The 23,834-nt window shown below is 53.5% G+C and carries 24 protein-coding genes; 3 read left to right on the forward strand and 21 right to left on the reverse strand.

Annotation, left to right across the window (positions count from 1 at the left end; all coding sequences use genetic code 11):
* Nucleotides 1–309: 309 nt before the first annotated feature.
* From AC3G2T_RS29110 to AC3G2T_RS29140, 7 genes are all read right to left on the reverse strand, one after another.
* Nucleotides 310–990: a DnaD domain protein gene (locus AC3G2T_RS29110; RefSeq protein WP_474681358.1), complete on the reverse strand. Its 681-nt coding sequence runs from the start codon at nucleotides 988–990 to the stop codon at nucleotides 310–312.
* A 233-nt stretch (nucleotides 991–1,223) separates the two neighbouring features.
* Nucleotides 1,224–2,426: an acetate/propionate family kinase gene (locus AC3G2T_RS29115; RefSeq protein ID WP_474681359.1), complete on the reverse strand. Its 1,203-nt coding sequence runs from the start codon at nucleotides 2,424–2,426 to the stop codon at nucleotides 1,224–1,226.
* A complete protein-coding gene (locus AC3G2T_RS29120; protein WP_474681360.1) occupies nucleotides 2,423–3,295 on the reverse strand; it encodes a 3-hydroxyacyl-CoA dehydrogenase family protein in 873 nt (290 codons plus the stop codon). Before AC3G2T_RS29120 ends, AC3G2T_RS29115 begins: the two co-directional genes overlap by 4 nt.
* A 194-nt stretch (nucleotides 3,296–3,489) precedes the next feature.
* Nucleotides 3,490–4,992: an AAA family ATPase gene (locus tag AC3G2T_RS29125; protein WP_488437759.1), complete on the reverse strand. Its 1,503-nt coding sequence runs from the start codon at nucleotides 4,990–4,992 to the stop codon at nucleotides 3,490–3,492.
* Nucleotides 4,985–5,518 (reverse strand): hypothetical protein, encoded by a 534-nt coding sequence (locus AC3G2T_RS29130; RefSeq protein ID WP_474681362.1) that lies wholly within the window; start codon nucleotides 5,516–5,518, stop codon nucleotides 4,985–4,987. Before AC3G2T_RS29130 ends, AC3G2T_RS29125 begins: the two co-directional genes overlap by 8 nt.
* A gap of 122 nt (nucleotides 5,519–5,640) precedes the next feature.
* Entirely contained in the window at nucleotides 5,641–6,129 is a 489-nt protein-coding gene (locus AC3G2T_RS29135) for a cell wall elongation regulator TseB-like domain-containing protein (RefSeq protein ID WP_488437760.1), read from the reverse strand.
* 40 nt (nucleotides 6,130–6,169) lie between these two features.
* A complete protein-coding gene (locus AC3G2T_RS29140; RefSeq protein WP_488437761.1) occupies nucleotides 6,170–7,465 on the reverse strand; it encodes an amidohydrolase in 1,296 nt (431 codons plus the stop codon).
* A gap of 232 nt (nucleotides 7,466–7,697) precedes the next feature.
* Between AC3G2T_RS29140 and AC3G2T_RS29145 the strand changes: the two genes are divergently transcribed.
* From AC3G2T_RS29145 to AC3G2T_RS29155, 3 genes are all read left to right on the forward strand, one after another.
* Nucleotides 7,698–8,324: a DUF47 domain-containing protein gene (locus AC3G2T_RS29145; protein ID WP_474681365.1), complete on the forward strand. Its 627-nt coding sequence runs from the start codon at nucleotides 7,698–7,700 to the stop codon at nucleotides 8,322–8,324.
* A 22-nt stretch (nucleotides 8,325–8,346) separates the two neighbouring features.
* Complete coding sequence (locus AC3G2T_RS29150) at nucleotides 8,347–9,345, forward strand: inorganic phosphate transporter (RefSeq protein ID WP_488437762.1); 999 nt, start codon at nucleotides 8,347–8,349, stop codon at nucleotides 9,343–9,345.
* A gap of 808 nt (nucleotides 9,346–10,153) precedes the next feature.
* Nucleotides 10,154–10,567 (forward strand): hypothetical protein, encoded by a 414-nt coding sequence (locus AC3G2T_RS29155; RefSeq protein ID WP_488437763.1) that lies wholly within the window; start codon nucleotides 10,154–10,156, stop codon nucleotides 10,565–10,567.
* 37 nt (nucleotides 10,568–10,604) lie between these two features.
* Here the strand turns inward: AC3G2T_RS29155 and AC3G2T_RS29160 are convergent, their stop codons facing one another.
* The 14 genes from AC3G2T_RS29160 to AC3G2T_RS29225 form a co-directional block, all read right to left on the reverse strand.
* Nucleotides 10,605–11,225, reverse strand: coding sequence for a redox-sensing transcriptional repressor Rex (locus AC3G2T_RS29160; protein ID WP_474681368.1), 621 nt, complete (start codon nucleotides 11,223–11,225; stop codon nucleotides 10,605–10,607).
* Complete coding sequence (gene dinG / locus AC3G2T_RS29165) at nucleotides 11,222–14,086, reverse strand: ATP-dependent DNA helicase DinG (protein WP_488437764.1); 2,865 nt, start codon at nucleotides 14,084–14,086, stop codon at nucleotides 11,222–11,224. The genes AC3G2T_RS29160 and dinG overlap by 4 nt, the downstream gene beginning before the upstream one ends.
* Before the next feature lie 85 nt (nucleotides 14,087–14,171).
* Nucleotides 14,172–14,765 (reverse strand): tetratricopeptide repeat protein, encoded by a 594-nt coding sequence (locus AC3G2T_RS29170; RefSeq protein WP_488437765.1) that lies wholly within the window; start codon nucleotides 14,763–14,765, stop codon nucleotides 14,172–14,174.
* Between the two features lie 101 nt (nucleotides 14,766–14,866).
* Nucleotides 14,867–15,250 carry an aspartate 1-decarboxylase gene (panD, locus tag AC3G2T_RS29175; RefSeq protein ID WP_474681371.1) on the reverse strand — a complete coding sequence of 128 codons (384 nt, stop codon included), beginning with the start codon at nucleotides 15,248–15,250 and terminating at the stop codon, nucleotides 14,867–14,869.
* Nucleotides 15,251–15,255: 5 nt separating this feature from the next.
* The gene (gene panC, locus AC3G2T_RS29180) at nucleotides 15,256–16,125 is read right to left on the reverse strand and encodes a pantoate--beta-alanine ligase (RefSeq protein ID WP_488437812.1); all 870 of its coding nucleotides are present in this window, start codon (nucleotides 16,123–16,125) and stop codon (nucleotides 15,256–15,258) included.
* A gap of 32 nt (nucleotides 16,126–16,157) precedes the next feature.
* The gene (gene panB / locus AC3G2T_RS29185; protein ID WP_488437766.1) at nucleotides 16,158–17,012 is read right to left on the reverse strand and encodes a 3-methyl-2-oxobutanoate hydroxymethyltransferase; all 855 of its coding nucleotides are present in this window, start codon (nucleotides 17,010–17,012) and stop codon (nucleotides 16,158–16,160) included.
* A 295-nt stretch (nucleotides 17,013–17,307) separates the two neighbouring features.
* The gene (locus AC3G2T_RS29190; RefSeq protein ID WP_488437813.1) at nucleotides 17,308–18,276 is read right to left on the reverse strand and encodes a biotin--[acetyl-CoA-carboxylase] ligase; all 969 of its coding nucleotides are present in this window, start codon (nucleotides 18,274–18,276) and stop codon (nucleotides 17,308–17,310) included.
* A 98-nt stretch (nucleotides 18,277–18,374) separates the two neighbouring features.
* Nucleotides 18,375–19,667, reverse strand: a complete 1,293-nt coding sequence (locus AC3G2T_RS29195; RefSeq protein ID WP_488437767.1) for a CCA tRNA nucleotidyltransferase — start codon at nucleotides 19,665–19,667, stop codon at nucleotides 18,375–18,377.
* A gap of 19 nt (nucleotides 19,668–19,686) precedes the next feature.
* Nucleotides 19,687–20,859 (reverse strand): N-acetyl-alpha-D-glucosaminyl L-malate synthase BshA, encoded by a 1,173-nt coding sequence (bshA, locus tag AC3G2T_RS29200; RefSeq protein ID WP_474681374.1) that lies wholly within the window; start codon nucleotides 20,857–20,859, stop codon nucleotides 19,687–19,689.
* 16 nt (nucleotides 20,860–20,875) lie between these two features.
* On the reverse strand, nucleotides 20,876–21,568 hold the full coding sequence (bshB1, locus tag AC3G2T_RS29205; RefSeq protein ID WP_474681375.1) for a bacillithiol biosynthesis deacetylase BshB1: 693 nt from the start codon (nucleotides 21,566–21,568) through the stop codon (nucleotides 20,876–20,878).
* Nucleotides 21,561–21,989 carry a methylglyoxal synthase gene (locus AC3G2T_RS29210; RefSeq protein WP_474681376.1) on the reverse strand — a complete coding sequence of 143 codons (429 nt, stop codon included), beginning with the start codon at nucleotides 21,987–21,989 and terminating at the stop codon, nucleotides 21,561–21,563. Before AC3G2T_RS29210 ends, bshB1 begins: the two co-directional genes overlap by 8 nt.
* Before the next feature lie 14 nt (nucleotides 21,990–22,003).
* Complete coding sequence (gene dapB, locus AC3G2T_RS29215) at nucleotides 22,004–22,807, reverse strand: 4-hydroxy-tetrahydrodipicolinate reductase (RefSeq protein ID WP_474681377.1); 804 nt, start codon at nucleotides 22,805–22,807, stop codon at nucleotides 22,004–22,006.
* Nucleotides 22,808–22,837: 30 nt separating this feature from the next.
* A complete protein-coding gene (locus AC3G2T_RS29220; protein ID WP_474681378.1) occupies nucleotides 22,838–23,338 on the reverse strand; it encodes a tetratricopeptide repeat protein in 501 nt (166 codons plus the stop codon).
* Between the two features lie 89 nt (nucleotides 23,339–23,427).
* Nucleotides 23,428–23,766: a nucleotide pyrophosphohydrolase gene (locus AC3G2T_RS29225; protein ID WP_474681379.1), complete on the reverse strand. Its 339-nt coding sequence runs from the start codon at nucleotides 23,764–23,766 to the stop codon at nucleotides 23,428–23,430.
* Nucleotides 23,767–23,834 lie beyond the last annotated feature (68 nt).

Consider the following 23,834-nt stretch of genomic DNA (forward strand, 5'->3'; position numbering starts at 1 on the left):
CGTCCTTTGGTTTGTTAGTTTCATCGTTTCCAGTTCTTACGCTTTTCAAGCTTGAAACTGGAGCTGTAGACCTGAATTATTTTCATTCTGTGGGGTGACGTCCACGACGTCATGGGGTTTTTGCAGGCTTTTCTCCGCGTTGTCGAGTGGATGTTCTTCCCCCTGCATCGCGAGTTTTTCAACAGCCTGCACTCTCTCAGGTTTTTCGGACTGCTTAGCTTGGAGCCGACGGCCGACGGCATGCAGCAAAACACCGCGCGCTGGGAACTGCGCGCGGCGCCGGCTGCTCTTTGCGGCTCCGCACCGCGCTTATCGGGACTGCCGATACCGCTGGGCGTATTCTTTCGCCTGCTCGACTGTCGCTACGCGGTTGCGGCTCCATTCCAGCAGGATCCGGTCGATGTAGCGAAAATATACTTTGCCGGCAAACACGGCTTCTTTCAAGGCGGTTAAAATCAGCTCGTTCGGATACTGGTCTTTGTCCAGCCACCCGCTGATCGTCTCCAGTTCCATCGGCGTAAGCGGCCGGGCGAATTCGTTTTCGAACGTCGTATAAATGTCTTTGGCCTGCGAGTCGGCCTGGATCGGGCTCCGTACGGCGGCAAAAGCAGCTGTCTGCTGTTCGATCACGAAAGCGGCCAATTTTTGATAAAGCGGCGTTATGTTGTAGCGCTCGCATCTTTTGCCGGTTTCCGGCTCGACATCCTCGTCGATGGCGATGAACTGCTCACCGAGCAGTTTTTGCAGACTGGCGATCACTTGATCCGGAGCCGCCGACATGCGGGCTTGAATTTCCTCGATCGTCGGAAAGTCGTTGCGCTCTTTTTCCAAAAATGCCATCAGTTGGATCAGTGTCATCACTTCGGTTTCATTTAGCCGAAGACTGCGGTAATGTTTCAGCAGCAGGGACGGAATTGCCACGCTGCCTTCTTGAATACCGATCTGAAAAACCGCTTCAAGCTGCCTGCGGTGAGCTTCATTTCGATTCATTTTTCATCTGTACCCCCTCTTTATGCCGATAAACGAACATCGGTTACGGGTACAGGCGGTACATGCCGCCGCCCAAACGGTTCACGTTCAACCGCCGGCTGCGTATCGTTGCGGTATCGCGGAGATGGCGTTCCCATTCATTGATCCTGCATTTCACGAAATGTCGTACCTCCTACCTCTTGTCCAACGTTCATACGAACCTTTTTCTATTGTACACCATTTTCGGCCAACAATCAGTTCGTTTGAACAAGTGCGTAGGTATCCCGGGCAATGACCAATTCCTCGTTCGTCGGAATGACCAATACCTCGACTCTGGAGCCGTCTTTCGTAATTCGGCGCTCCGTCCCTCTGCCTGATCTGTTGCGCTCGTCGTCGAGCTCCACGCCAAGGAAGGAGAGCTTGTCGCAAACCGTTTTGCGCAGCAGCTCGGAGTTCTCTCCGACGCCCGCGGTAAAAACAATCGCATCGATGCCGTTCATCGCCGCGGCGTAGGCGCCGATGTATTTGCGAATCCGATACTCATACATCTCGAAAGCCAGCGCGGCGTTCCTGTCGCCAGCCTCCATCGCTTCCACAACCTCCCGCATGTCGCTGCTGATGCCGGAGATCGCCTGCAGGCCGCTGTGCTTGTTCAGCATGGAGCTGATCTCGCCCAGCGTCAAATCCTCCTTGCCCATCGCGTAAGGCACGATGGCCGGGTCCAGATCGCCGCTGCGCGTGCCCATCATCAGACCTTCGAGCGGGGTCATCCCCATGCTCGTATCGACCGACCGGCCGCCCACGACGGCCGTACAGCTGCATCCGTTGCCGATGTGGCACGTCACGATTTTCAGCTGCTCCAGCGGGCGGCCTAGCAAGGCGGCAGCGCGCTCGCTGACGTATTTGTGGCTCGTACCGTGGAAGCCGTAGCGGCGCACCTTGTGCTTCCGGTACAGCGCCATCGGCACCGGGTACAAGTATGCCGCCGCCGGCATCGTTTGATGGAAGGCGGTATCGAATACGACGGCCTGCGGCACGCCCTCCATGTTCGCCTCCACCGCTGCGATACCTAGCATGTGCGCCGGATTGTGCAGCGGCGCAAGATCGAACAGGCGGCGGATTTCCCGCTTCACTTCGTCATCGACGATGACGGAGTTTTTGAAGCTTTCGCCGCCGTGCACGACACGGTGGCCGACGGCGTCGATCTGTTCGATCGACTCCAGCACGCCGTGCTGCTTATGTACGAGCATGTCCAGCACTTTGCGGATCGCCGTCGTATGTTCCAAAATCTCGCTGACCTCATTGACATCCGCTTTGCCTTCCGGCTCATGGGTCAAGATCGCGGTTTCCATGCCGATGCGCTCCACTTTGCCTTTGGCCAGCACATGTTCGTCGGTCATATTGAAAAGCTGATACTTCAAGGATGAGCTGCCTGCATTAATAACGAGTATGTTCACAGCCGGTCACCGTCCTTATCGTAGCGGAAAAATCCTTCTCCGGTCTTCACGCCGAGATGGCCGGCGCGCACCATTTGCTTGAGCAGAAAAGACGGCCGGTATTTAATATCCCCGTAATCGCGGAACATAACTTCAAGCGCCGCCTGTACGGAGTCAAGACCGAAGCGGTCACACATCTCCAAAGGACCGTAGCGGAAATCGTAGCCGATGCGCATCGCCGTATCGATGTCCTCCGCAGAGGCCACGCCCTCGGACAGCGTATGCAGCGCTTCGTTGATCAGCGTACAAATTAGCCTTGTCGTAATAAATCCTGGCGACTCGTTCACTTTGATGCTCTTTTTTTGAATCAGCTCGTCGACGAACGCTCTTGTATTTTCGTATGTCTCATCCGACGTTTTCATCGCTCTGATAATTTCTACCAAATTGATTTTAGCTACCGGATGCAAAAAGTGCAGGCCAATAATCCGTCCCGGGCTCGTCGTAACGGCAGCAATTTCGGTCACGCTCAGTGTCGACGTGTTGCTGGCCAAAATGACATGCGGCGGACAAATTTGATTCAATTGGAAAAACACGTGCTTTTTCGCGTTCAAATCTTCCGTAATCGTTTCGATAACCATATCGCAAGCGGCCATTTCCTCTATGGACTCCGCTCTCTTGATTTTTGCCAGTATGAGCTTCTTCTCCGCCTCGGTAAGCGCCCATCGTTCTATTTGTTTGTCCAGACTGACCGTAATCATCCGCATCGCATTGTCCAGTTTGTCTGCAGTTTTTTCTGCGAGCAACACTTCCAGACCGCGAGCAGCCAACATTTCGGCAATTCCTTGCCCCATCGTTCCTCCGCCGACAACACCGATCGTTTTGAATGCCATATGTTTCTCCTATCTGCCCCAAGTTCGGCTTTATCTATATGATTCTCAATGAGTTCTCACTCTTCATCATACACCGTTTACAAACTTATTGCATTAGTATACACAAAACATTCATGATGCTTCCGAATATTGGACACACTTTTGCAAAAAAGAAAAAACCGCCGACCCAATAGTCAGCGGCCGCCGGTTGTAAATTATGCGGTTTGTCCGATGTGCGCCCGGATCAACTGCCGGAACTTGTCGCCGGAAATCACTTCTTCTTCCATCAGCACATCGAACGATTGGTCGAACACGTCCCGGTATTGCTCCAGAACTTGCTTCGTACGCAGCATCAGATCGTCCAGAATGGCGCTGTTTTCTTTCATCAGCTCTTCCTTGGTAACCATATTGCGGTCGATAATCCCAAGCGAAGTCAAGCCCGAATCCATCATATTGCGGACCATCGAAAGTGCCTGTTCAAAATCGTTGCGCGAGCCGGTGCTGCGCCCGCCATAAATGATTTCTTCGGCAGCCGCGCCGCCCAGCGCGATCATGATCTGCTCTTCGATGTAATCCTTCGTGTACAAATACTGGTCCTTCGGCGGATTATGGCGCACATATCCAAGCGCTTTTCCCCGCGGACTTACGGTCACTTGCGACACGGAACCGGGGCGGACGATTTCGGCTGCGATAGCATGGCCGAGTTCGTGATACGCAACGCGTTCCTTTTCGTCTTGAGCGGTTTCTCTATCCGTTCTTTCGCCCATCATCACTTTGTCGATCGCGGAAGCCAGATGCTGCTGCTCGATCGCTTCCTTGTCCTCCCTAAGCGCGTAGATCGCCGCTTCATTCAGCACGCTTTCCAGCTGCGCTCCCGAAAACCCGAAAGTTTGCTCGGCAATTTTGTCGAGCGATACGTGTTCGGCCAAAGGCTTGTTTTTCTTATGGATGTGCAGGATGGACAAACGGCCTTTCTTGTCCGGCAAATCGACATCGATATGACGGTCGAACCTGCCCGGGCGCAGCAGCGCGCTATCCAGCATTTCCTTGCGGTTCGTCGCCGCCATAATGAGAATTTTCGGCGCATCGTTCGTATGAATGCCGTCCATCTCGGTAAGCAGCTGGTTCAGCGTCTGATCGTACTCCCGATGCTGGCCGCCGTCCCTTTTGCCGCCGATGACGTCGATTTCGTCGATAAAGATGATCGCGCTGTCCTTGCCTTCCTTGGCGGCACGCGCTCTCGCCTCTTTAAACAGGTCACGGACGCGGCTTGCGCCGACGCCGACGTACATCTCGACGAACTCGCTTCCCGACGCTGCAAGGTACACGGAGTTCGTATAATGAGCCGCCGCTTTGGCCATCAGCGTTTTCCCGGTGCCCGGAGGCCCGGTAAGCAGAATGCCTTTCAGCGGCCGAATGCCGAGCTTCTGAATCTGATCGTGCTTGATGAGAAAATCAAGAGCCTCCATCAGCTCGCGCTTGGCCCGGTCCTGACCCCCGATTTCGTCGAAAGTCAAATAAGAGGGCGTGCGGTTTTTGCTTTTGCGTTCGCCGCCGGCCGCCAGCCCCAAGCCGCCGCGGCTGCGAATCATCAAAAATAAGGAGATGCCAAGTACGCCTGCAAACAACACGGGAACAATGTTAACCCCGATAAATACGAGAAAAATCAGCAGAACCGGAACGAATCCGATACAAATCTCTTTGCCCAATTTACTCATTCGGCCACACTCCTATCTTTCCCGGAGTCCGTGGGAGCATCACGAATTTGCTGGAATCGCCGTCCGTCAAACGAACGTATACGTAATGTTCGTCCATTTCCGTATCGACCTTCAAATTCGCAAGCTGACCCGCGTAGCTTTGCAATGTTTTCGGAACATCGGCATAATGCTTCGTTTCCATCGCCTGGGCGACGTCAAACAAAGCTTTCGACCACCAAGTATCGAGTTCCGCAGAAGTTTTGGACTGCAGATTATAATGAACCGTCCGTTTGCCGATGATCGACGATCCTTCCTTCGAAATGCGGTTCACGATCGTGCGCAAATCGGCATCGGGCTTCAAAGTTAAAGTAATATTTACCTGATCGCTGTCCAATTGTATCGCAGAGCTTTCCACTCCGGTCGTTGCGGTCACAATGTCGGATAACGGATTTTCCATAGCCAGACTATTATATGCAAACCAACCACCGAACAATACTGTGGAAGATACGATGACGCTTATGACAACAGGTAAGAGACGCAGCTTCATCAGACAACGTCCCCCTTTCTATAGTCTATTTTGTTTTGTTTACCGGCTCGCTATACGAAGAGTATATCATAAGCGATATACTTATTCCTTATACAAAGTGTGGAAAGAAAAAAAAGCCCAGCCTATTGCAGGCTGAGCCGGTACGTATCGACAAAAGTTCCGTCTTTAAAAGCGTAATAATCGTAAAAATAGCGTTCTCCATTCGCATCCTGCTTTTTGTAAAACACTTCCCACACGTATTGCGCACCCAGTTTGCCCGGTAAAATGCGCAGCACGTCGATGGCGCTATCTTTTTTAAGCATCTTTTCGCGCACTTGCTCTTCCGTAAAAGCTTCTGCGGCCATCTCCGTATGAACTTCCTTGTCCGAGATCCAGACGATGACGGGCTGGCCGATTTTGTCTTCGCCCCGAACGATTTGGAACGGCTCGTCACCGTAAAAAGCTTCCACTTTTGTCGCTTTGGTCAAAATGGTTTTCTCATAAGCGGTTTCCACAGCTTGGCTGTTCGCATCCCAGTGCGTGTTCTGCACGTTGAGATAAAAACGGCTGATAACAACAACAAGCGTCAAAACGATAAACGTGCCGAACATGACGGTTCTTTTCCAGCTCACTTATGCCGCTCCCCTTTCTGCAGCCGCCCGGGAACGGACGTTACCCGATCAGCTTTTCAAAACGAAGCTCGAATTCGCGCTTGATCTTTTCTTCGTCCAAAGTCAGGCATTCGCCGCCGCGGACGATCCATTTGCCGTCTACGCACACATCGACAACGTCTTTGGCGGATGCGGAATAAACAATATGAGACACGAAATCCGTCTTGGGCAAAAAATGCGGCTGATCGATATCCAGCGCGATGAAATCGGCCTTCATTCCTGGCGCAAGCTGTCCTACCCGGTCCAACCAAATGGATTCGGCACCCATCCGGGTTCCGAGCTGAAGCGCGTCGGCGGCAGGCACCGCAAGCGGATCGCCGGAAACGCCTTTATGAATCAAGGCGGCGAGCCTCATTTCCTCAAACATATCCAAATTGTTGTTGGAAGCCGCGCCGTCCGTCCCCAGGGACACCTTCACGCCTGCGCGAAGCAGTTCAGGCACTCTGGCAACGCCGCTGGCCAGCTTCAAATTGCTTCCCGGATTATGGGAAATCCGCACATCGTACTTTTTCACGATTTCGATTTCTTCATCGGTCAGATGCACCCCGTGGGCGACGAGCGTCGGCCGGCTGAATACGCCGAGCTTTTCCAGGTGGGTGACAGGACGCAGCCCGTACTGCTCCACGTTGGCCTGAACTTCCCGATTCGTTTCCGACATATGCGTATGTATAGGAAGATCCAAATCATGCGCTGCCTGCACGATACGCTCAATGTAATCCGGCGGGCATGTATAAGGCGCATGCGGAGACATCATCGTCGTAATTCTGCCGTCAGCTTTGCCGTGCCAGCTTTTTGCAAACTCGGTCGCCTCTTTCAGCTTCGCATCCTGAACTTCCGGCGGACACAGACCGATGACTCCCCGCGTCAGGCAGCCGCGCATCCCCGATTGCTCGACGGCTTGCGCCACCTCGTTCATATGGTCGTACATATCGACGAAAGTTGTGGTGCCGCCTTTGATCATCTCAACGATGGACAGCAAAGTGCCCCATTTTACATCCTGCGAAGAAAATTTGGCTTCCATCGGCCACATTTTCTCCTCCAGCCAAATTTGCAAAGCCAAATCGTCGCCGTATCCGCGAAGCAACGACATCGCCGCATGGCCGTGAGTGTTCACCAGACCCGGCATGTACAGCTTGTTTGTGCCGTCTATCACTTCATCGTACTGCTCTCCGGCAGGGGGCTCCTGTTCGCCCAAATAAGCAATGCGGCCGTCTTCGATAACCATCCATCCTTTGACAACAGGTCTGGACGAATCCGCCGTTACAAATATTCCGTTGCGTATGCACATTTTTTTCATAGGTAAAGGTTCCTCTCCAGGCATTCTTCTAACGAACACCGCTTTTTCCAATGTACAACTTCGCACCCGTAAAATCAAGAAAACCGGCAAATGCAAAATCCAAGTTATTTAGCATTGCTTTCCGTATAAATGTTATGATATTTTTAACTTCGTGAGTTTTCAACAAATTGGTCTGTTTTGTAGCAAAAATCGATCAAAATTTTGTACATATAGAAAATATTGGGAGGGTTTTATGACAACGTTATTTACTAGAAAAGGGGACGTCGATTTTCTCCAGCTTCTCATCGGGTCTGCCGAGAATGCCTTGGAAACCGCTCAAATGTTCCGTACGGCGATGATGGGTGAGAAACCGCCCGTCGATTATGTAAAAGCCATCCACGACCTGGAGCATAAAGGCGATTCGATCACGCATGAGATTTTCAAAGGATTGAACAAAGTGTTCATCACTCCTCTGGACCGCGAAGACATCATGGAGCTCGCCTCCAAAATCGACGATGTCACGGACGGCATTGAAGCCACGATCGCCCGTTTCGACTACCTCGGCATTTCGCATACCGATCAATTTATGAGAGACTTTTCCGCGGTTATCGTCGACTCCTGCCAACATATGCTGGATGCGTTCAAACTGCTCGCCAAGAAAAAGTACATGCAAATTACGGAGCACACGGTTGCCATCAACAGCCTGGAAAACGACGGCGACCGGCTGATGCGCGAAGGCATACGGCAAATTTTTCTCGCCAAAAAAGATATTTATGAAGATTTCAAACTCAAAGAAGTGTATGAAAGACTGGAAGAAACAACGGACGCGTGCGAAGATGTGGCCAACATTCTGGAGAGTGTCGTTCTTCGGTACTCTTGAGGAAACGGATTAGGAGGAAAACATGTTAACCTATCTAATCGTTATCGTGGCGCTCGCACTTTTGTTTGACTTCATCAACGGATTTCACGATACGGCGAATGCAATTGCAACATCCATCTCTACAAGAGCGTTAAACCCCCGGGTCGCCGTTGTTATGGCGGCGGTACTGAACTTTGTCGGAGCGATCGTCTCTTCCGAAGTCGCCAAAACAGTCGGGGGCAAAATCGCCAACCCGGCCAAAATCGACCACGGCGTTGAAATTGTAATCGCGGCGCTTATAGCCGCCATTATCTGGAACCTTGTGACCTGGTATTTCGGCATTCCTTCCTCCTCCTCGCATACGCTGCTCGGCTCCCTGGCCGGTGCGGTCATTGCCGGAGCAGGCATGAGCTCCGTGAACTGGGGCGGTTTCACCGAAATTATCATCATCCTCATTTTATCGCCGATCATTGCTTTTGCAGCGGGCTTTGTGATCATGATCCTGATTAAGTATATCATCCTTTGGTCGGGCAACACTTCGCGTTCCAAGCTGAACCGGATGTTCCGTTCTTTGCAGGTACTGTCAGCCGCGCTGCTGTCCTACTCCCACGGCGGCAACGACGCGCAGAAGGCGATGGGCATCATCGTGTTCGGGCTTGTTGCAGCGGGTTATCAAACGGATCTGGATGTGCCTTTATGGGTAAAAATCGCCGCGGCTACAGCCATGGGCCTCGGAACGTCCATCGGCGGCTGGCGCATCATCAAAACGATCAGCCGCAAAATTATTAAAATCGAGCCGATCAACGGCTTCGCCTCCGATTTGACGTCGTCGATCATTATACAAGCATCCACCCATATGGGGATGCCTCTGTCAACGACGCACGTCATTTCATCGTCCATTATCGGAACGGGAAGCGTCCTGCGCTTCCATGAAGTCCAATGGGCGACGGTCGGCAAAATGATCATGACCTGGGTCATTACCATCCCGATCAGCATCGTCTTGTCTTACACGATTTACTTCGTGTTGTTTAAGTTGTTTTAGATGAAAAACCCGGGCCAGTATGTGGCTCGGGTTTTTTGTTATTTTTGCAAAGCGCGGCGGGGCGCTGCAATGCGGCTATGGAGCGAGCCGTTTGTGCGTTGCATGTGGCTGTGGAGCTAGCCGCTTGTGCGCTGCATGCTCTGTGGAGCGAGCTGCTTGCATGTTGCTTGCGCTGTGGAGCGAGCGCTTGAACGCTGTATACGGCTGTGGAGTGAGGCACTTGTGCACTGCTTGCGCTCTGGAACGTGCGCTTGCACACTCCTTGCGTTGTTTTACGAGCCGCTTGTTAACGCTCTGCGATAGCCGCTCTCAGCGTCGAATTGAATGGCTACAGCACGTTAGATGTGTGCGCAAGATCGCGTATTTGTTTTGTTTGTTGAGCTTCGCAATCAGGAGCGGTTTTAAAGCCGAACTTTCACCGGTTTCCGCTTCTTTTTGCCGTCCGCCCAAAGACGGCACTTCGCGCCAATGAAACGGTTTGGCTCGACAGCCGGAAAAACCTACAACACTCCCATGACGCCGTAGACGTTACCCCCACAGAATGAAAACAATCGTCTACTGAAACAATTTCAAGCTTTAAAAGCGTAAAAGTTGGAAACGAGTACATTATTTTCGTTAAAATAGAGGCTGCTGAGAAAACATACATTGGAGAGACGCATCATATTACGGGTAGAAAACCAGACTGTTGATAAAGTAACGGGGTAGAGGAACCAAAAGGGGCACAATCACTCTTCAGTAACCTACGGCTCTCTCCTGTACGGGTTACGGCGTTGGAACAAGCAGCCTGGCACAGAAAAAACCTGCGAAAGTGCAGGCTTTTTCAGCAGAAATGGTTCATTTCGGCAAAAAGCCTGCGATTGTGCAGGAATTCTCGCTAAGAACGCCTCTGAGCCCATGTTCGCGGCGAAAAGCCTGCACATTTGCAGGAATTTTTCGTATCCAGCGCATCAGCGAGCAAAAAACTGTACTTTTGCAGGTTTTCTCCACGTTGCTAAGCAAATGTACTGCCTGCTGCCATGCGAGTTTTTCGCCGATCCAGCTTCCGGAGGCTTCTGCAGGGTTTTGTTTCTCTTCTGCAGGTTTCTGCGGGTTTCTGCAGGTTTCTGCGGGTTTCTGCAGTTTTCTGCGGGTTTCTGCAGGTTTCCGCGAGTTTCCACAGGTTCGTTTCTCCTCCGCAGTTTCTGCAGCTTTCCCCTGCGTTCTGCTGCAAATTTCCGCATAGCGCGAGCCCGTAGGGCCTTTGCGGCCGGAGTCTTGGCCTAGTCCAAATAATAGGCCAGACTCTGCAGCTCGGTCGTGAAATCGGCATGGTGCACACGGATTTCGGGCGGCACCTTAATGATGACCGGCGCAAAATTAAGAATCGCTTCAATGCCGGCTTCGACGAATTGATTCGCCACATTTTGTGCTTCCGCTGCCGGTACCGTAATGATGCCGATTCTGACGCCAAGCCGCGATATCGCTTCTTTCAGCTCGTGCGTCGGCTGCACGATCAAATTATTGATCGTCTCGCCCGTTTTCTCGGGCATCGCGTCGAATACGGCGACAATTTTCATATCGTTGCGCAAATATGTGTTGTAGTTGCACAGTGCCCGCCCCAGGTTGCCCGCCCCGACCAGAGCGACCCGGATATGGCGGTCCAGCTTCAAGATCTGCCTGATCTTCTCGATGAGATAGCCGACGTCGTAGCCGATCCCTTTTTTGCCGAATTCCCCGAAATAGGCCAAATCTTTGCGGATTTGCGCGGGGTTCAAATCGAGCTTTTGCCCCAGATCCTGCGACGAGACCGTCATAATATTTTTCATCGCCAGCTCGTTCAAAAACCGCAAATAAATCGGCAGCCGGCGGACTACAGCTTCGGATATTTTTTGTGTCTTCACCGCTGCGCCTCCCCCATCCATTCCTCAATTCTTGGAATCATTTGTTCCGTCGTCATATGTTCAATCTTCGGACCGGGCAGCGAATAAAGAAAATATTTGCCGTACTGCGTATCGATAACGCGGGTATCGTAAATAATAACGATTCCTTTATCCGTAGCCCGCCGCACGAGCCGCCCGAATCCTTGCTTGAAACGTATGACCGCCTGCGGCACGGAAAATTTCATAAACGGATTTTCGTTCCGCTTTTTAATATTTTCGCATTTGGCTTCAATGAGCGGGTGATTCGGAGGCTGAAACGGAAGCCGAATAATAGCCAAGCAGGACAGCGCATCGCCCGGGATGTCCACGCCTTCCCAGAACGAGCTTGTACCCAGCAGCACGCAGGAATGGTGGTCCTGGAACATGCGGGTCAGCTTGCTGCGGTTGCCGCTGTCTACGCCCTGTCCAAGCACGGTAATCCCATGCGGCTTTAACCGCTCCTTCATGCCGGCATGAATCTGCTTTAACATCCGGTTGGATGTAAACAGCACGAGCATTCGGCCGTTGGTAGCCAAAGCGACATTGCTTAAAGAATCGATAAGTGCTTGTATGAAAACGGCGTCCCCGGAAGGGCCTTTAATCGTCGGAAAATCTCTGGGAATACAGACCAGCGCCTGCTCCCTGTAATTGAACGGGGACGGAAGCTGCACCGTTTTGAGCTTGCCGGCCTCTTCGCCGACGGGAATTTGCAAACCGAGCTGATCGGCCGAGTATTGGAACGATTTGTTCACGGATAACGTAGCCGAAGTCAAAATGATGCTGTCTTTATTTTTGAAAAAATGCTCCTGAAGCAGCGGACTCACATCCGTCGGCACACTGATCAGCTGCAGCGACTTGCTCTTGGAATACGTGCCGGCTTCCATCCAGTATACGTAACCTTGATCCTCCATTTTCATGAAAAAATGAAGCGCATCCCGGTGCCCGTAAAGCTCCTTCAAAGTTCCGTTCAAATCCGTCACGATGCTCTGGACTTCCAGAACTTCCTGCATCTCTTTGATCTCGCTCAGCATTTTGTCGAGCGTGCGGAGCGTATCGTTCATGCTCAAATAAATGTTGTCCTCCATCATCGTCAGCTCGCTCCAATGCGCCGGCAGCGCCTCGGGCTTCATGCGCAGCACATATTGCGAGTTCTCCGATTGCGACGGGTCGCTTTTTGCCGTAAGCAGCTCGTACAACCCTTCGCTCAAACGCTCCCAGTCTTCCTTGATCTGCACGATTTTCGGGTACAAACCGTCTATCGCTGCGCTCCAGGCCAAAGCTCTCTCCTGCTCTTCCGCCGCCTTCTGAAGACGAAAACGGAGCATAGGCAGCTGCCCGCTGCGGTTGTCTTTATACAACCACTGCAAAGAATGGTAAAACGCGCCCGAGTGCAGCTCGATCCCCAGATGCTTGCTGGCCACTTCTTCAAAGTGGTGTGCTTCGTCGATGACCAGATGCTTGTAGCCGGGCAGCAGGCGGTTCTCGGCCTTCATATCGGTAAACAACAGCGAATGGTTCGTTATGATGACATCTGACGTGTTCGCATCGTGGCGGGCGCGGTGGTAGAAACATTTTTTGAACCAGGGGCACATCCGGTTCAGGCAGGAATCGGTATCGCTGGCCACCGAATGCCAGAACTGCGCGCCTTTATTGCCGAAATTCAGCTCCTCTTCGTCCCCGTGTTTCGTTTCGCTGAGCCATACGACCATTTGAGCCGCTGTGACCGAGTCGTCCTTGCCGTACTCGTAATCGCGCGTGACCAGCTTGTTTTCGAACTTGCGCAAGCAAAGATAATGACTTCTGCCTTTCAATACGGCCGCTTTAAAAGGTATCGGAAAAATGTCCTTCAGCAGCGGAATATCCCGCTCGCGCAGCTGTTCCTGCAAATTAATCGTATGCGTGCTGACGATCACTTTTTTATCGTGTTTGATTCCGTAATACAACGCAGGAATCAGGTAGCCCAGCGATTTGCCGGTACCCGTACCCGCTTCAATCATTAAATGCGTGTCGGCCTCCAGCGACTGCTCCACTTCATGGATCATCTGCTCCTGCGCCGGGCGGTCCTCGAACATGTCAAACCGCTGCTGAAGCGCCTGCTTCAAACTATCATGAAATTCGGAAAAAGCAGCACCGAGCTTCTGAATGTCCTGCGCGTCTCTTTCCTCTTCGTCCTCGCCCCAATCGCTTACGTTCATCGTAAACTGCCGGAAATAACGGTGAGTATCGGTATCGATGCTCGTATTCATTTCCTTGTAGGCGCGGATTTCATCCAAAAACCAGCCCAAATCGCTGGCACCGCTTTCGAATATGTGGCTGAGCCGCTGCACGGTCAAGAGCGGAAGACCGAGTATGCGCTCCATGCAAATGATCCAGATCAAAGCGGTAACCTCGGCATCGCTGTCGGCCTGATGCGGCCTCTCATGATCCAGTCCGAACATGTCCGCCACCATGCCAAGCTGCAAGCTCGGCGTCGACGGGAACAGCATGCGCAGCATATCCATCGTATCGAGCACGCGGCCCGAAAACGGAGGAAATCCGCATTTCGTCAAGCCTTTCTGCAAAAACGATAAGTCGAATTGCACATGATGGCCGACGAGAACGCAGTCAAAAAGAAGCGGAAACATCGCCGTCATCACTTCGTCAAGCTGCGGCGCATGCTCCACCATTTCATCGGTAATGCCGGTCAGCGTAGTAATAGAAGAAGGTATACCCATTCCTGGATTGACCAGGGAAGTATACCTGTCGACAATTTGAAATTGATCTATAATGACAAGCCCAACCTGAATAATTTCATCCGAAGACTGGCTTCCTGTCGTTTCAAAATCCAAAACTGCAAATTTCATGACGTATCCTTCAATCCCTTCGTCCTGCTCTTCCTCTAGCATACCAAATCTGTTCAGGAAAAGGGAATACCCACTTGCCGGTTCGTTATGATTCGTCGAAATTAATGAGCGGTTCCATGCAAGTCGGGTCTGTATGATAAGCTTTTTGAAAATATTCGAAAGCTTTTTCCATATTATGATTTTGCACCTGTATGCAGCCCATGGCGTTATAGGAAATGGCTTTCATCTTCGCATTCTCGGTTAGCGGAAGGAGGAATTGGAAATGCCTGTAAGCTTCTCCGAACTCCCCTTTCCTTAAATAACCCATCGCCAAATACATCCGGGCGAGCAAAAAATCCGGCCGCCGCTTCATCAGCGACTCGAACTCCCGAATCGCCTGATCGTACATCGACAGCTTGTAATAGCCCTGTCCCCGCAAAAACTCATCGGTCTGCTTGCCGGTTACATCCAGATCCATGAGCTCTTTATGCAGGGTTTGAGTATCCATCGGTACGCCCCCATAAAACTTTCCCAGTTTCTCCTCGAATTGAAGCCAAGACTCGATAAACTCGTCGCTCATCAGCTTCAGAACTTGAAGCTGCTCGTCAAGCTCGGCTTTTTTGTGGTCTGCGGCATTCGGATACTCTTTTTGGATTTCTTCCAAAACCTCGTTCATCGTGGAAAATAAATGCTTGAACATTTGCCATCCCACCTTTGCTTCGAAAGCTTATCCTCATTCTTTGTTAAGAGTGCCGATTTCATGCATGCCCCTTCAAGGAAGATTGATCAAGGGAAGACGGATCAAAGCACGGTCGAATGGATTTCTTCTTTCAGCAGCTGCGTCACCTTATTGTTCTCGCCCATAATGGCGATCGTCGGCGTATGCCGCTTCGCTTCTTCGTCGGTCATCATCGCATAGGAGACGATAATGACCGTATCCCCTGCCTGCACAAGCCGGGCGGCCGCGCCGTTCAGGCAAATGACGCCCGATCCGCGGGGGCCGGGTATAATATAGGTTTCCAGTCTGGCGCCGTTGTTGTTGTTGACGATTTGCACTTTTTCGTTCGGCAGCATATCCACCAAATCGATCAAGTCCTCATCGATCGTAATGCTGCCCACATAGTTGAGATTGGACTCGGTAACGGTGGCGCGGTGTATTTTGGCTTTCATCATCGTACGAAACATTGGGCTCACTTCCTAACGGGTAAAATGATATTATCGATAAGTCTCGTTTGTCCGAATTTGACGGCTACCGCAACAATGACGGATGACGTTTCCGCGGCGGACAACGTTTCATAAGGTTCCAAAGTCGGATATTGCAAAGCTTCGACATAATCAATGTTTGCCAGCGGCGCCGTGGCAATATGCTCGCTCACGATCCGGACCAAAGATGCGGAGCTCGAAGCCGAGCCGTCCCGCACCGCGGCAGAGGCTTTTTGCAAAGCCTGGGAAAGCACAACCGCCTGCTGCCGCTCTTCGCCGCTCAAGTAGACGTTGCGCGAGCTCATGGCTAGTCCGTCCGCTTCGCGCAGCGTAGGGCAAGGGACAATCTCGACAGGCATGTTCAAGTCGTCGACCATTTGTTGAACGACCGCGACCTGCTGGGCATCCTTTTGCCCGAAATAAGCTTTGTCCGGCTGTACGATCTGGAACAGCTTGCTCACAACCGTCGCAACGCCGTCAAAATGCCCCGGACGGGACGCTCCGCACAACCGGGAAGTTATCCCCGACACGCTAACCGTCGTGCGTATTTCCCGCGGATACATTTCCTTGACTTCGGGCAAAAAGACGATATCAACACCCGCGGCTTCCGCCAACTGCAAATCGCGCTCCGTATTCCGCGGATAGCGTTCAAAATCTTCATTCGGGCCAAATTGCAGCGGATTGACAAAAATGCTCAGCACGACAAGTCCGCTTTTTTCCCTGGCCGTTTTCAGAAGGCTCATATGCCCGTCATGCAAATATCCCATTGTCGGCACGAACCCGACTTCCCCGCTGCGGCTGCGCCGAAATTCCGCAATCCTGGCGCGCAGCCCGGCAATGGTGCGAATGACTTCCATCGTTTGAGTTTGAGTCGCTTCCATCGCAGACATCACTCCTTGCCCCCGTATAAATATTGAACGACTTCGTTGTCCATATGAAACGTATGCTCGGCTGCGGGAAAGCTCCGTTCTTTCACTTCTTTCACATACCCGCCGATTCCTTCTCGAATAGTTTCTCCAATATTCGCGTACGATTTAACGAATTTTCTGGGTGGCGTCTCCGGTCCGTATTGGAGCAAATCGTGAAAAACGAGCACTTGGCCGTCGCAATTCACGCCTGACCCGATCCCGATCGTCGGGATGGACAGCTCCTTCGTTACCCATGCGGCAAGCTCATCGGTAACGAGCTCCAGCACGACGGCAAACGCACCGGCACGCTCCAGTGCCTTCGCATCGCTAAGCAGCTTCTCGGCCTGTTCCGAGCTTCTGCCCTGCACGCGGAAGCCTCCGATCTGGTGTACGGACTGCGGCGTCAACCCGAGATGCCCGACGACGGGAACGCCCGCCTTCGTAATCGCCTCCACCGTCGCCGCGATTTCCTCGCCGCCTTCCAGCTTGACCGCCTGCGCTCCGCCCTCCTGCATCAAGCGGGCAACGCCCTGCAGCGCCAAATCGACGCTGCCGTGATACGTCATAAACGGCATATCCGCGACAACGAACGTAGAAGACGCTCCCCGCACCGCCGCGCGCGTATGATAGACCATATCATCCAGCGTTACGGGCAAAGTCGAATCGTAGCCGAGCACAACGTTGCCAAGCGAATCCCCGACCAAAATAACGTCGACGCCCGCCTCTTCGGCGAGCTTTGCCGACGGATAGTCGTAGGCGGTAACCATCGCGATCGGAACGCCGTCCTGTTTCATTTTCCTCATTTTTGCTGTCGTTAGCGGCTTGCGCTGTACCATAGGAATCCCTGCTTTCGTCATAAAAATAAAAAAACCTTTTAGCCTCAGAGCTAAAAGGAGCGCACGCAAAAGAATCCAATGATCCTTCCGTCTCGGTCCCTTAAGGCTCAGAGCAGAATCCGACATCTTGCTTGAATTTCGTACTTTCGGTTGTACAAAGCTTTCCTACGGCTCGCGAGTGCCGTTCCTTCACGGATACAGCCCCGGGTCATAGCAAAAAACTAAAGCTTTGACACAAGTATAACAAATTTTGCACTATTTCGATACCCTTAATTCCGGCCCGCCGCAACCAAATCTATCGTAGCTCAATATCGCCCGAATACACTTTAACCCGCTCGCCCGAGCCCGTCACGATCGTTAACGCGCCCGAATCGTCCAGCGATTCGGCAATGCCTTCGATGATGCCGCCGGGGGCATGCGTCCGAATCGGCCTGTGCAAAGTGACGCTGAGCGCTTCCCACAGCAGGCGGATCGGAGCAAAACCCTGCTCGGCGTAGAGAGCGTACAAATCTTCGAATTGTTTAAGAAATGCCTGTACCAGCCCTTCCCGGCTGATCTCCGCTCCCGATTCGATAGCCAGCGAAGTTGCGACTTGGCGCAGCTCTTCGGGGTAATCTTCGCGCTGCAAATTCGCGCTAATGCCGATCCCGGCAATGACGTATTTCAGCCGTTCATCCTCGCCGCTGCTTTCCAGCAAAATGCCGCTTACCTTTTTACCGCCGATCAGCAGGTCGTTCGGCCATTTGATGCCGACGGCCACGCTGCATACTTCCCGGATCGCCCGGCACAGCGCAACGGCGGCGAGCAAAGTCAGCTGCGGCATAAAATAAACCGGGATGCGCGGCGTCAGCACGAGGCTCATCCAGATGCCTTTGCCTGCCGGAGAATGCCACTTGCGGCCCATCCGGCCCCTCCCGGCGGTTTGCGCCTCAGCCAGGACGAGCGTGCCTTCCGGAGCGCCGGAAGCGACGAGCGCGTGCGCTATCGTCTGTGTGGAGTCGACCTCCCCGTGTATGTGCAGGCGCTGTCCGAGCGACTTCGTCCGCAGCCCGGAGAGCAGCCTTGCCTTATCGTATTTGTCCGGCTTTTTGATCAGCCTGTACCCTTTGCGCGGTGCCGACTCGAATACGTAGCCGGCCTGGCGCAGCTCGGCGATATGCTTCCATATCGCCGTACGGCTGCATTCCAGTCTGCGGCTCAGCTCCTCCCCCGACACATAGGCGCCCTCAAACTCCGCGAACAGCTGCAAAATGCGTTCGTTCATTCGTAGCATTCACTCACATTCCTGTCCATATTTGAACCGTTAGGAGTCGGTCCGATGAGTTCAACGTAACTTCACCGGATAGACTCCTGACGTTAGCGTTAATCCAAACTATCCCGCGCGGCTTGCAGCAAAGCCGCGCGCTCATTGCGCAGCTCGCCGAGCGCGGTGCGCTCCAGCAGTTGCTGCAGCAGCTTGCCCAGCCATGGGCCCGGCTGCTTGCCCAGCTCCGCCGTCAGCTCGCCGCCGCCGACGGCAAGCTCTTTCAGGCTGAAGCAAGGAATCTCGCTCAGCCATGCTTCCCCGCGCCGGACGAGCTCCGGCGCGGCTGTCCCCAAGAAGCGCGCCAGCTCCGACGAGCCGCGCCCTTCCTCCGGCGGCAGCACGCGCAGCAGCCGCAGCAAATCGCGGGCCGCCGGCTCGCCGCGGCGGACCGCGCCAAGCTTCCAGACCCGCGCGAGCTGCGCCGGGTCTGCCGGCGCCTCGGCCAGCCATTCGCGCAGGCCGAGGATGTCCGCGACCGCGTCCGTGTCGGCGCGGGAGAAGGTCAGCTCCTGGAGCGCCTCGCGGCATAACGCCGCCGGCGTCTCCAGGAGCAGCAGCAGCAGCGCCCAGCGGGTGTGCTGCCGCTCCAACGCGCTGACGGCGGCCAGCGCGAGGTCGTGCGCGAGCCAGCGGTCAAAAGGCAGCGGCAGCTGCTTTTTGACGTGCGCCGTCAGGCCGCTCGCGAGCAGCAGACGGACGGCCCGCGCCGGGGCCGGGCCTTCGATCATGCGCTGCAGCTCGCTGCGCACGCGCTCCATGGCGATGTGGCGCAGCAGCGACGCTTGCGCGAGCAGCGCTTGCCACGTCGCCGCCTCGACCTCCAGTCCGTAGGTCGAGGCAAAACGAATGCAGCGAAGCATGCGCAGCGCATCTTCGCCGAATCTTTCCTCCGCGGCTCCGACGCAGCGGAGGACGCCTGCTTCCAGATCCTTTTGCCCGCCAAAAGGATCGATGATCGCGCCCGCCCTGTCCATCGCCATGGCGTTCATCGTAAAATCGCGCCGCCGCATATCCTCCGTAAGGTCGGAGATATACTCCACGGAAGCCGGGCGGCGGAACTCTTCGTACTGCGACTCCTTGCGGAACGTCGTCACCTCGTACGTCCCCGTCTCCAGGATGACGGTAACGGTGCCGTGCTGCAGTCCGGTCGGCGCCGTCCGTTTAAAGCAGGCCATCACCTGCTCCGGCAGGGCGGAGGTGGCGATATCGATATCCTTGACAGGTTTGCCCAATACGGTATCCCTGACGCAGCCTCCGACCATATAGGCCTGGTATCCTTCTTCCGCAAGCCGGGCGAGCACATATTCGGCCCCTGCCTTCATTTGTATAACCGACGGTTGTTCCGTCATGCTCCCGCCCTCCTAGCCGCTACTGACAGGATGAGGCGACCAGCCGGTGGGACTCGGGAAGCTCTCTTCCAAGAACGCGGTAATAAATTTCCTCATACTGCACAGTCGTAATATCGTTGCAAAACGTTTGCCGAGCGCGGTACAAGCATTTCTCCACCATCAGCTCGTACTGCTCCGGCTGGCTCAGCATTTGATACACATACTCGGCCATTTGCTCCGTATCGCCGATTTCCGCCAAATATCCGGTCTCTCCGTGCGTAATCAGCTCCGGAATTCCCCCGGCGTTGGAACCGACCGTCGGCACTCCGCAAGCCATCGCTTCCAGCGCGACCAGTCCGAAGCTTTCTTTTTCCGAAGGAAGCAGCATCACATCGGCCAAAGAAATAACCTGCGCCACATCGTCCTGTTTTCCGCAAAACGTAACCCGGTCGCTCAGCCCCAGCTCTTTCACTTTGGCAATAATTTTCGACAGTTCCGGGCCTTCGCCGACGAACAGCAGCCTCGCAGGCAGTCTTTCGCTCACTTTGGCAAAAATATCGACGACATCGGAAACCCGTTTGACCGGTCTGAAATTCGAAATGTGGATCAAAATTTTTTCATCGGGACGGGCGAATTCCGGCCTCAATTTGCTGACGTCCCGCGGGTAATACACCCGTTTATCGACGAAATTGTAGGCAAGGTCAATCGGCCGGTCGATCGCCAGCGATTCTCGCGTCTCTTTGATCAAATCCTGGGACACCGCCGTTACGGCGTCGCTTTCGTTAATCGCGTAGCGGATCAGGTCGCTGATCGATTGGTCCTGCCCCAGAACCGTAATATCGGTTCCGTGAAGCGTCGTGACGACTTTCAGCTTGCTGCCGATCATCTGCTTGGCCAGCAGCGCGCACACGGCGTGCGGGATCGCGTAATGAACGTGCAGCAGATCCAGGTCCTCCATCTTCGCTACCTGAGCCAGCTTGCTCGCCAAGGAAAGATCGTAAGGCGGATAGCGAAAAACGTAATAATCGCTGACCTCAACCTCATGGTAAAATATATTTTTATGGTATTTCCCCAGCCGGAACGGCATGCTGTGCGTAATAAAGTGCACTTCGTGGCCTTTTTCCGCCAGCAGCTTTCCGAGCTCCGTCGCCACGACGCCGGAGCCTCCCAAAGTCGGATAGCAGGTAATGCCTATTTTCAGCTTATCGCTCATTGTTCCCTCTTTCTCATCACTCGAAACGGTTCACCACAAAGGGCAGTTTCGAGATGAAGCCTTCGGCATAGGTAATCATCCGTTTTTGCCCCATCAGCCTGTCGCGCGCCTCCACCCGCTCCACGTAACCCTGATTCAGCGGAGTCGCCACAGTCCCTTGGCCGGATTCGAATTGCGAACGATATGCGCTCAGCGCGGCGATTTTGCTCTCGTAGACGTCGGTGACGTCCACCATCACATCGGCTTCGTACACATCGTTGATAAAATAAAAGTACAGCTGCTGCACGTTCACCGGCTCGGTCTCCGGCAAATATTTGCGCAGCTTGGCATTAAACGCCGCTTCCTGCACCAGGTGCGAGCAGGCGATATGATCCGGATGCCGGTCCTGCCAATAAGGCGCAAACACGATCCTCGGCTTGTGCTTGCGTATTTCCTGAACAATCCGTTCGATATGCTCCGGCGTCAGCAAAAGCCCGCGGTCGGGCAGCCCCAGATTGGAACGCATGGCCAGCCCGAGAATGCGTCCCGCTTCTTCCGCTTCCCGCTTCCGGTTGTCCACGGTGCCGTTGGAGGACATTTCGGCGTATGTCAGATCGCATATTCCGACACGGTAGCCCAAAGCCGTATGCTTGGCGATCGTCGCCCCCATCCCGATCTCGGCATCGTCGGCGTGGGCGCCGAATATAAGAATATCCAGCGGCTCACTCATTGGAATCAATTCCCGGTTTGTATTTATGCACAAGCTCCCGCCATGCGAAATCGCCACGGTCAAGCGCTTTGACCAAAATCTCGGCTGTCGCGATGTTCGTCGCGCACGGAATTCCCTGAACGTCGCAAAGCCGAAGCAGCGCGATGATGTCCGGCTCGTGCGGCTGCGCCATTAAAGGATCGCGCAGGAAAATGATGAGATCCATCTCGTTCTCGGCCACAAGCGCGCCGATTTGCTGGTCGCCGCCCAGCGGTCCGGACATGAAGCGGTGCACATCCAGCTGCGTGTTGTCCATAATGCGCTGCCCGGTCGTTCCGGTAGCGTACAATTTATGCCCGCTGAATACGTGCTCGTAAGCCGTAACAAAGTTCACCATTTCATCTTTTTTTCGATCATGCGCGATCAATGCAATTTTCAACATGCCGACTCCACTCCCTAATCTATAAAATGCTCAAATCCGTAAATCATCCCCGTGTAGGTCATTACTTTTCTGACCCCTAGCGCAACTCCGGGCATGTAAGCCGCTCGATCATAAGAATCATGGCGAATTTTGAGCGCCTGGCCGGGTTCGGCCATAATGACTTCCTGCTGTGCAAATATGCCCGGCAGCCTAACGCTATGTATTCTAAATCCATTGTAATACCCGCCGCGCGAGCCTTCAATCGTTTCCTCTTCTTGAGGGTTGCCTTGGCGCAATTCTTCCCTCACTTCCGAGATGAGCTCGGCCGTTTTGACCGCCGTCCCCGAAGGGGCATCCAGCTTTTGATCGCCATGGTACTCGATAATTTCCAGGTTCGGGAAATATTTCGACGCCTGCGCGGCAAATTTCATCATCAGAATGGCACCGATGGAAAAGTTCGGGGCGATCAGTCCTCCGATCCCTTGTTCCCGGCATTGCTTGTCCAACGCTGCGATATCCTCGGCAGTGAACCCGCTTGTTCCCATCACGGGACGGACTCCGTGGCGAATCGCCAAATTCGTATGGGCTATCGCAAACTGCGGGCCGGTAAAATCAACGACTACGTCCGGCTTCGACTCGACGAAAGCGAGCTCTACGTCGCTGCTCATCGCAACTCCGCAAGGCTCCATCCCTACGAGCTTGCCCAAATCGACAGGGCCGGATGAACGGGAAATACCTGCCACCAGCTCCATATCCGGCTCTCTGAGCACCGTTTTGACGACCTCTCTGCCCATTCTTCCGCTTGCTCCTACGACTGCCACTCTTATTTTACGATCCATATCGGCTGTTTCTCCTTCGTTTGCATGATCTCATTTCAACTTCTGCTGGTACAAATCGGCCTGCTGCATCGCAAGCTCGTGGTAAGGCTCCATGCGCAGTGCTTCCATGACCGTTTGATACGCTCTTGCATAATCCTGACGTTCGGCGAATACCTCGGCCAGTATTAAGTAAGCTTCAATCAAGAGCGGATCGAGGACAATCGCTTCCTTCAGCAAAAATATGGCGATCTCCGCGTGCTCGGCTTTGCCGCTAATATGCTTTTGTGCCTGCTCCACCAGCCCTCTGGCATGAAGGTTCTGCAGGTGGTACTTGTACGCTTCGTTGCCCTCCTGCAGTTTCACCGCTGTCGAAGCATGCTCGATGGCTTTGCTCAGCTTGTTGCTTCTCGCGTAAGTGATGGACAGCTTGTGGTGATAGGCAGCGTTGTCCGGTTCAGCCGCTATCGCTTTTTCAAACCATTCGATGGCTTTTTGAAAATCGTGGCCAAGAATGGATTCGTACGCCTTTTGGATTTGGTTCGCCCCATTCATCTGCCCATCCTCCCTTCCCAGAGCCATACTTGCTTCGCAAGCTCGCTCGACAAGACTCCCGCAAGCGGGGATGGTACAGTTTATGAAGGTTATGTATTTTCGGTGTTAATTTTAGTCCACCTGTTCGCGTCCCGAGTATTGAATTTGTGCATCACTTTGTCGTGAGCCTCCGTCAAATCGATGCCGAGCGAATTGGCAAAACAGATCGTAATGAACAAAATGTCGCCCAGTTCGAGCTCGATCGAATTGTCGGCCTCGCTTGACTTTTTCGGCTTCTCGCCGTACTTGTGGTTAACTTCTCTCGCCAGTTCCCCCACTTCCTCCGACATTCTCGCCAGCATCGAAAGCGGACTGAAATAGCCTTCCTTGAACTGTGAAATATAAGCATCAACCTCTGCCTGGAGGTCCTTAAGTGTACGTTCCGACATGCTCACCCTTCTTTCCATGATCACATACGAAGATATCATTACCATGTTAAACTAAAGAGGAAAAGTTG

This window comes from Paenibacillus sp. sgz302191 (assembly GCF_057749925.1).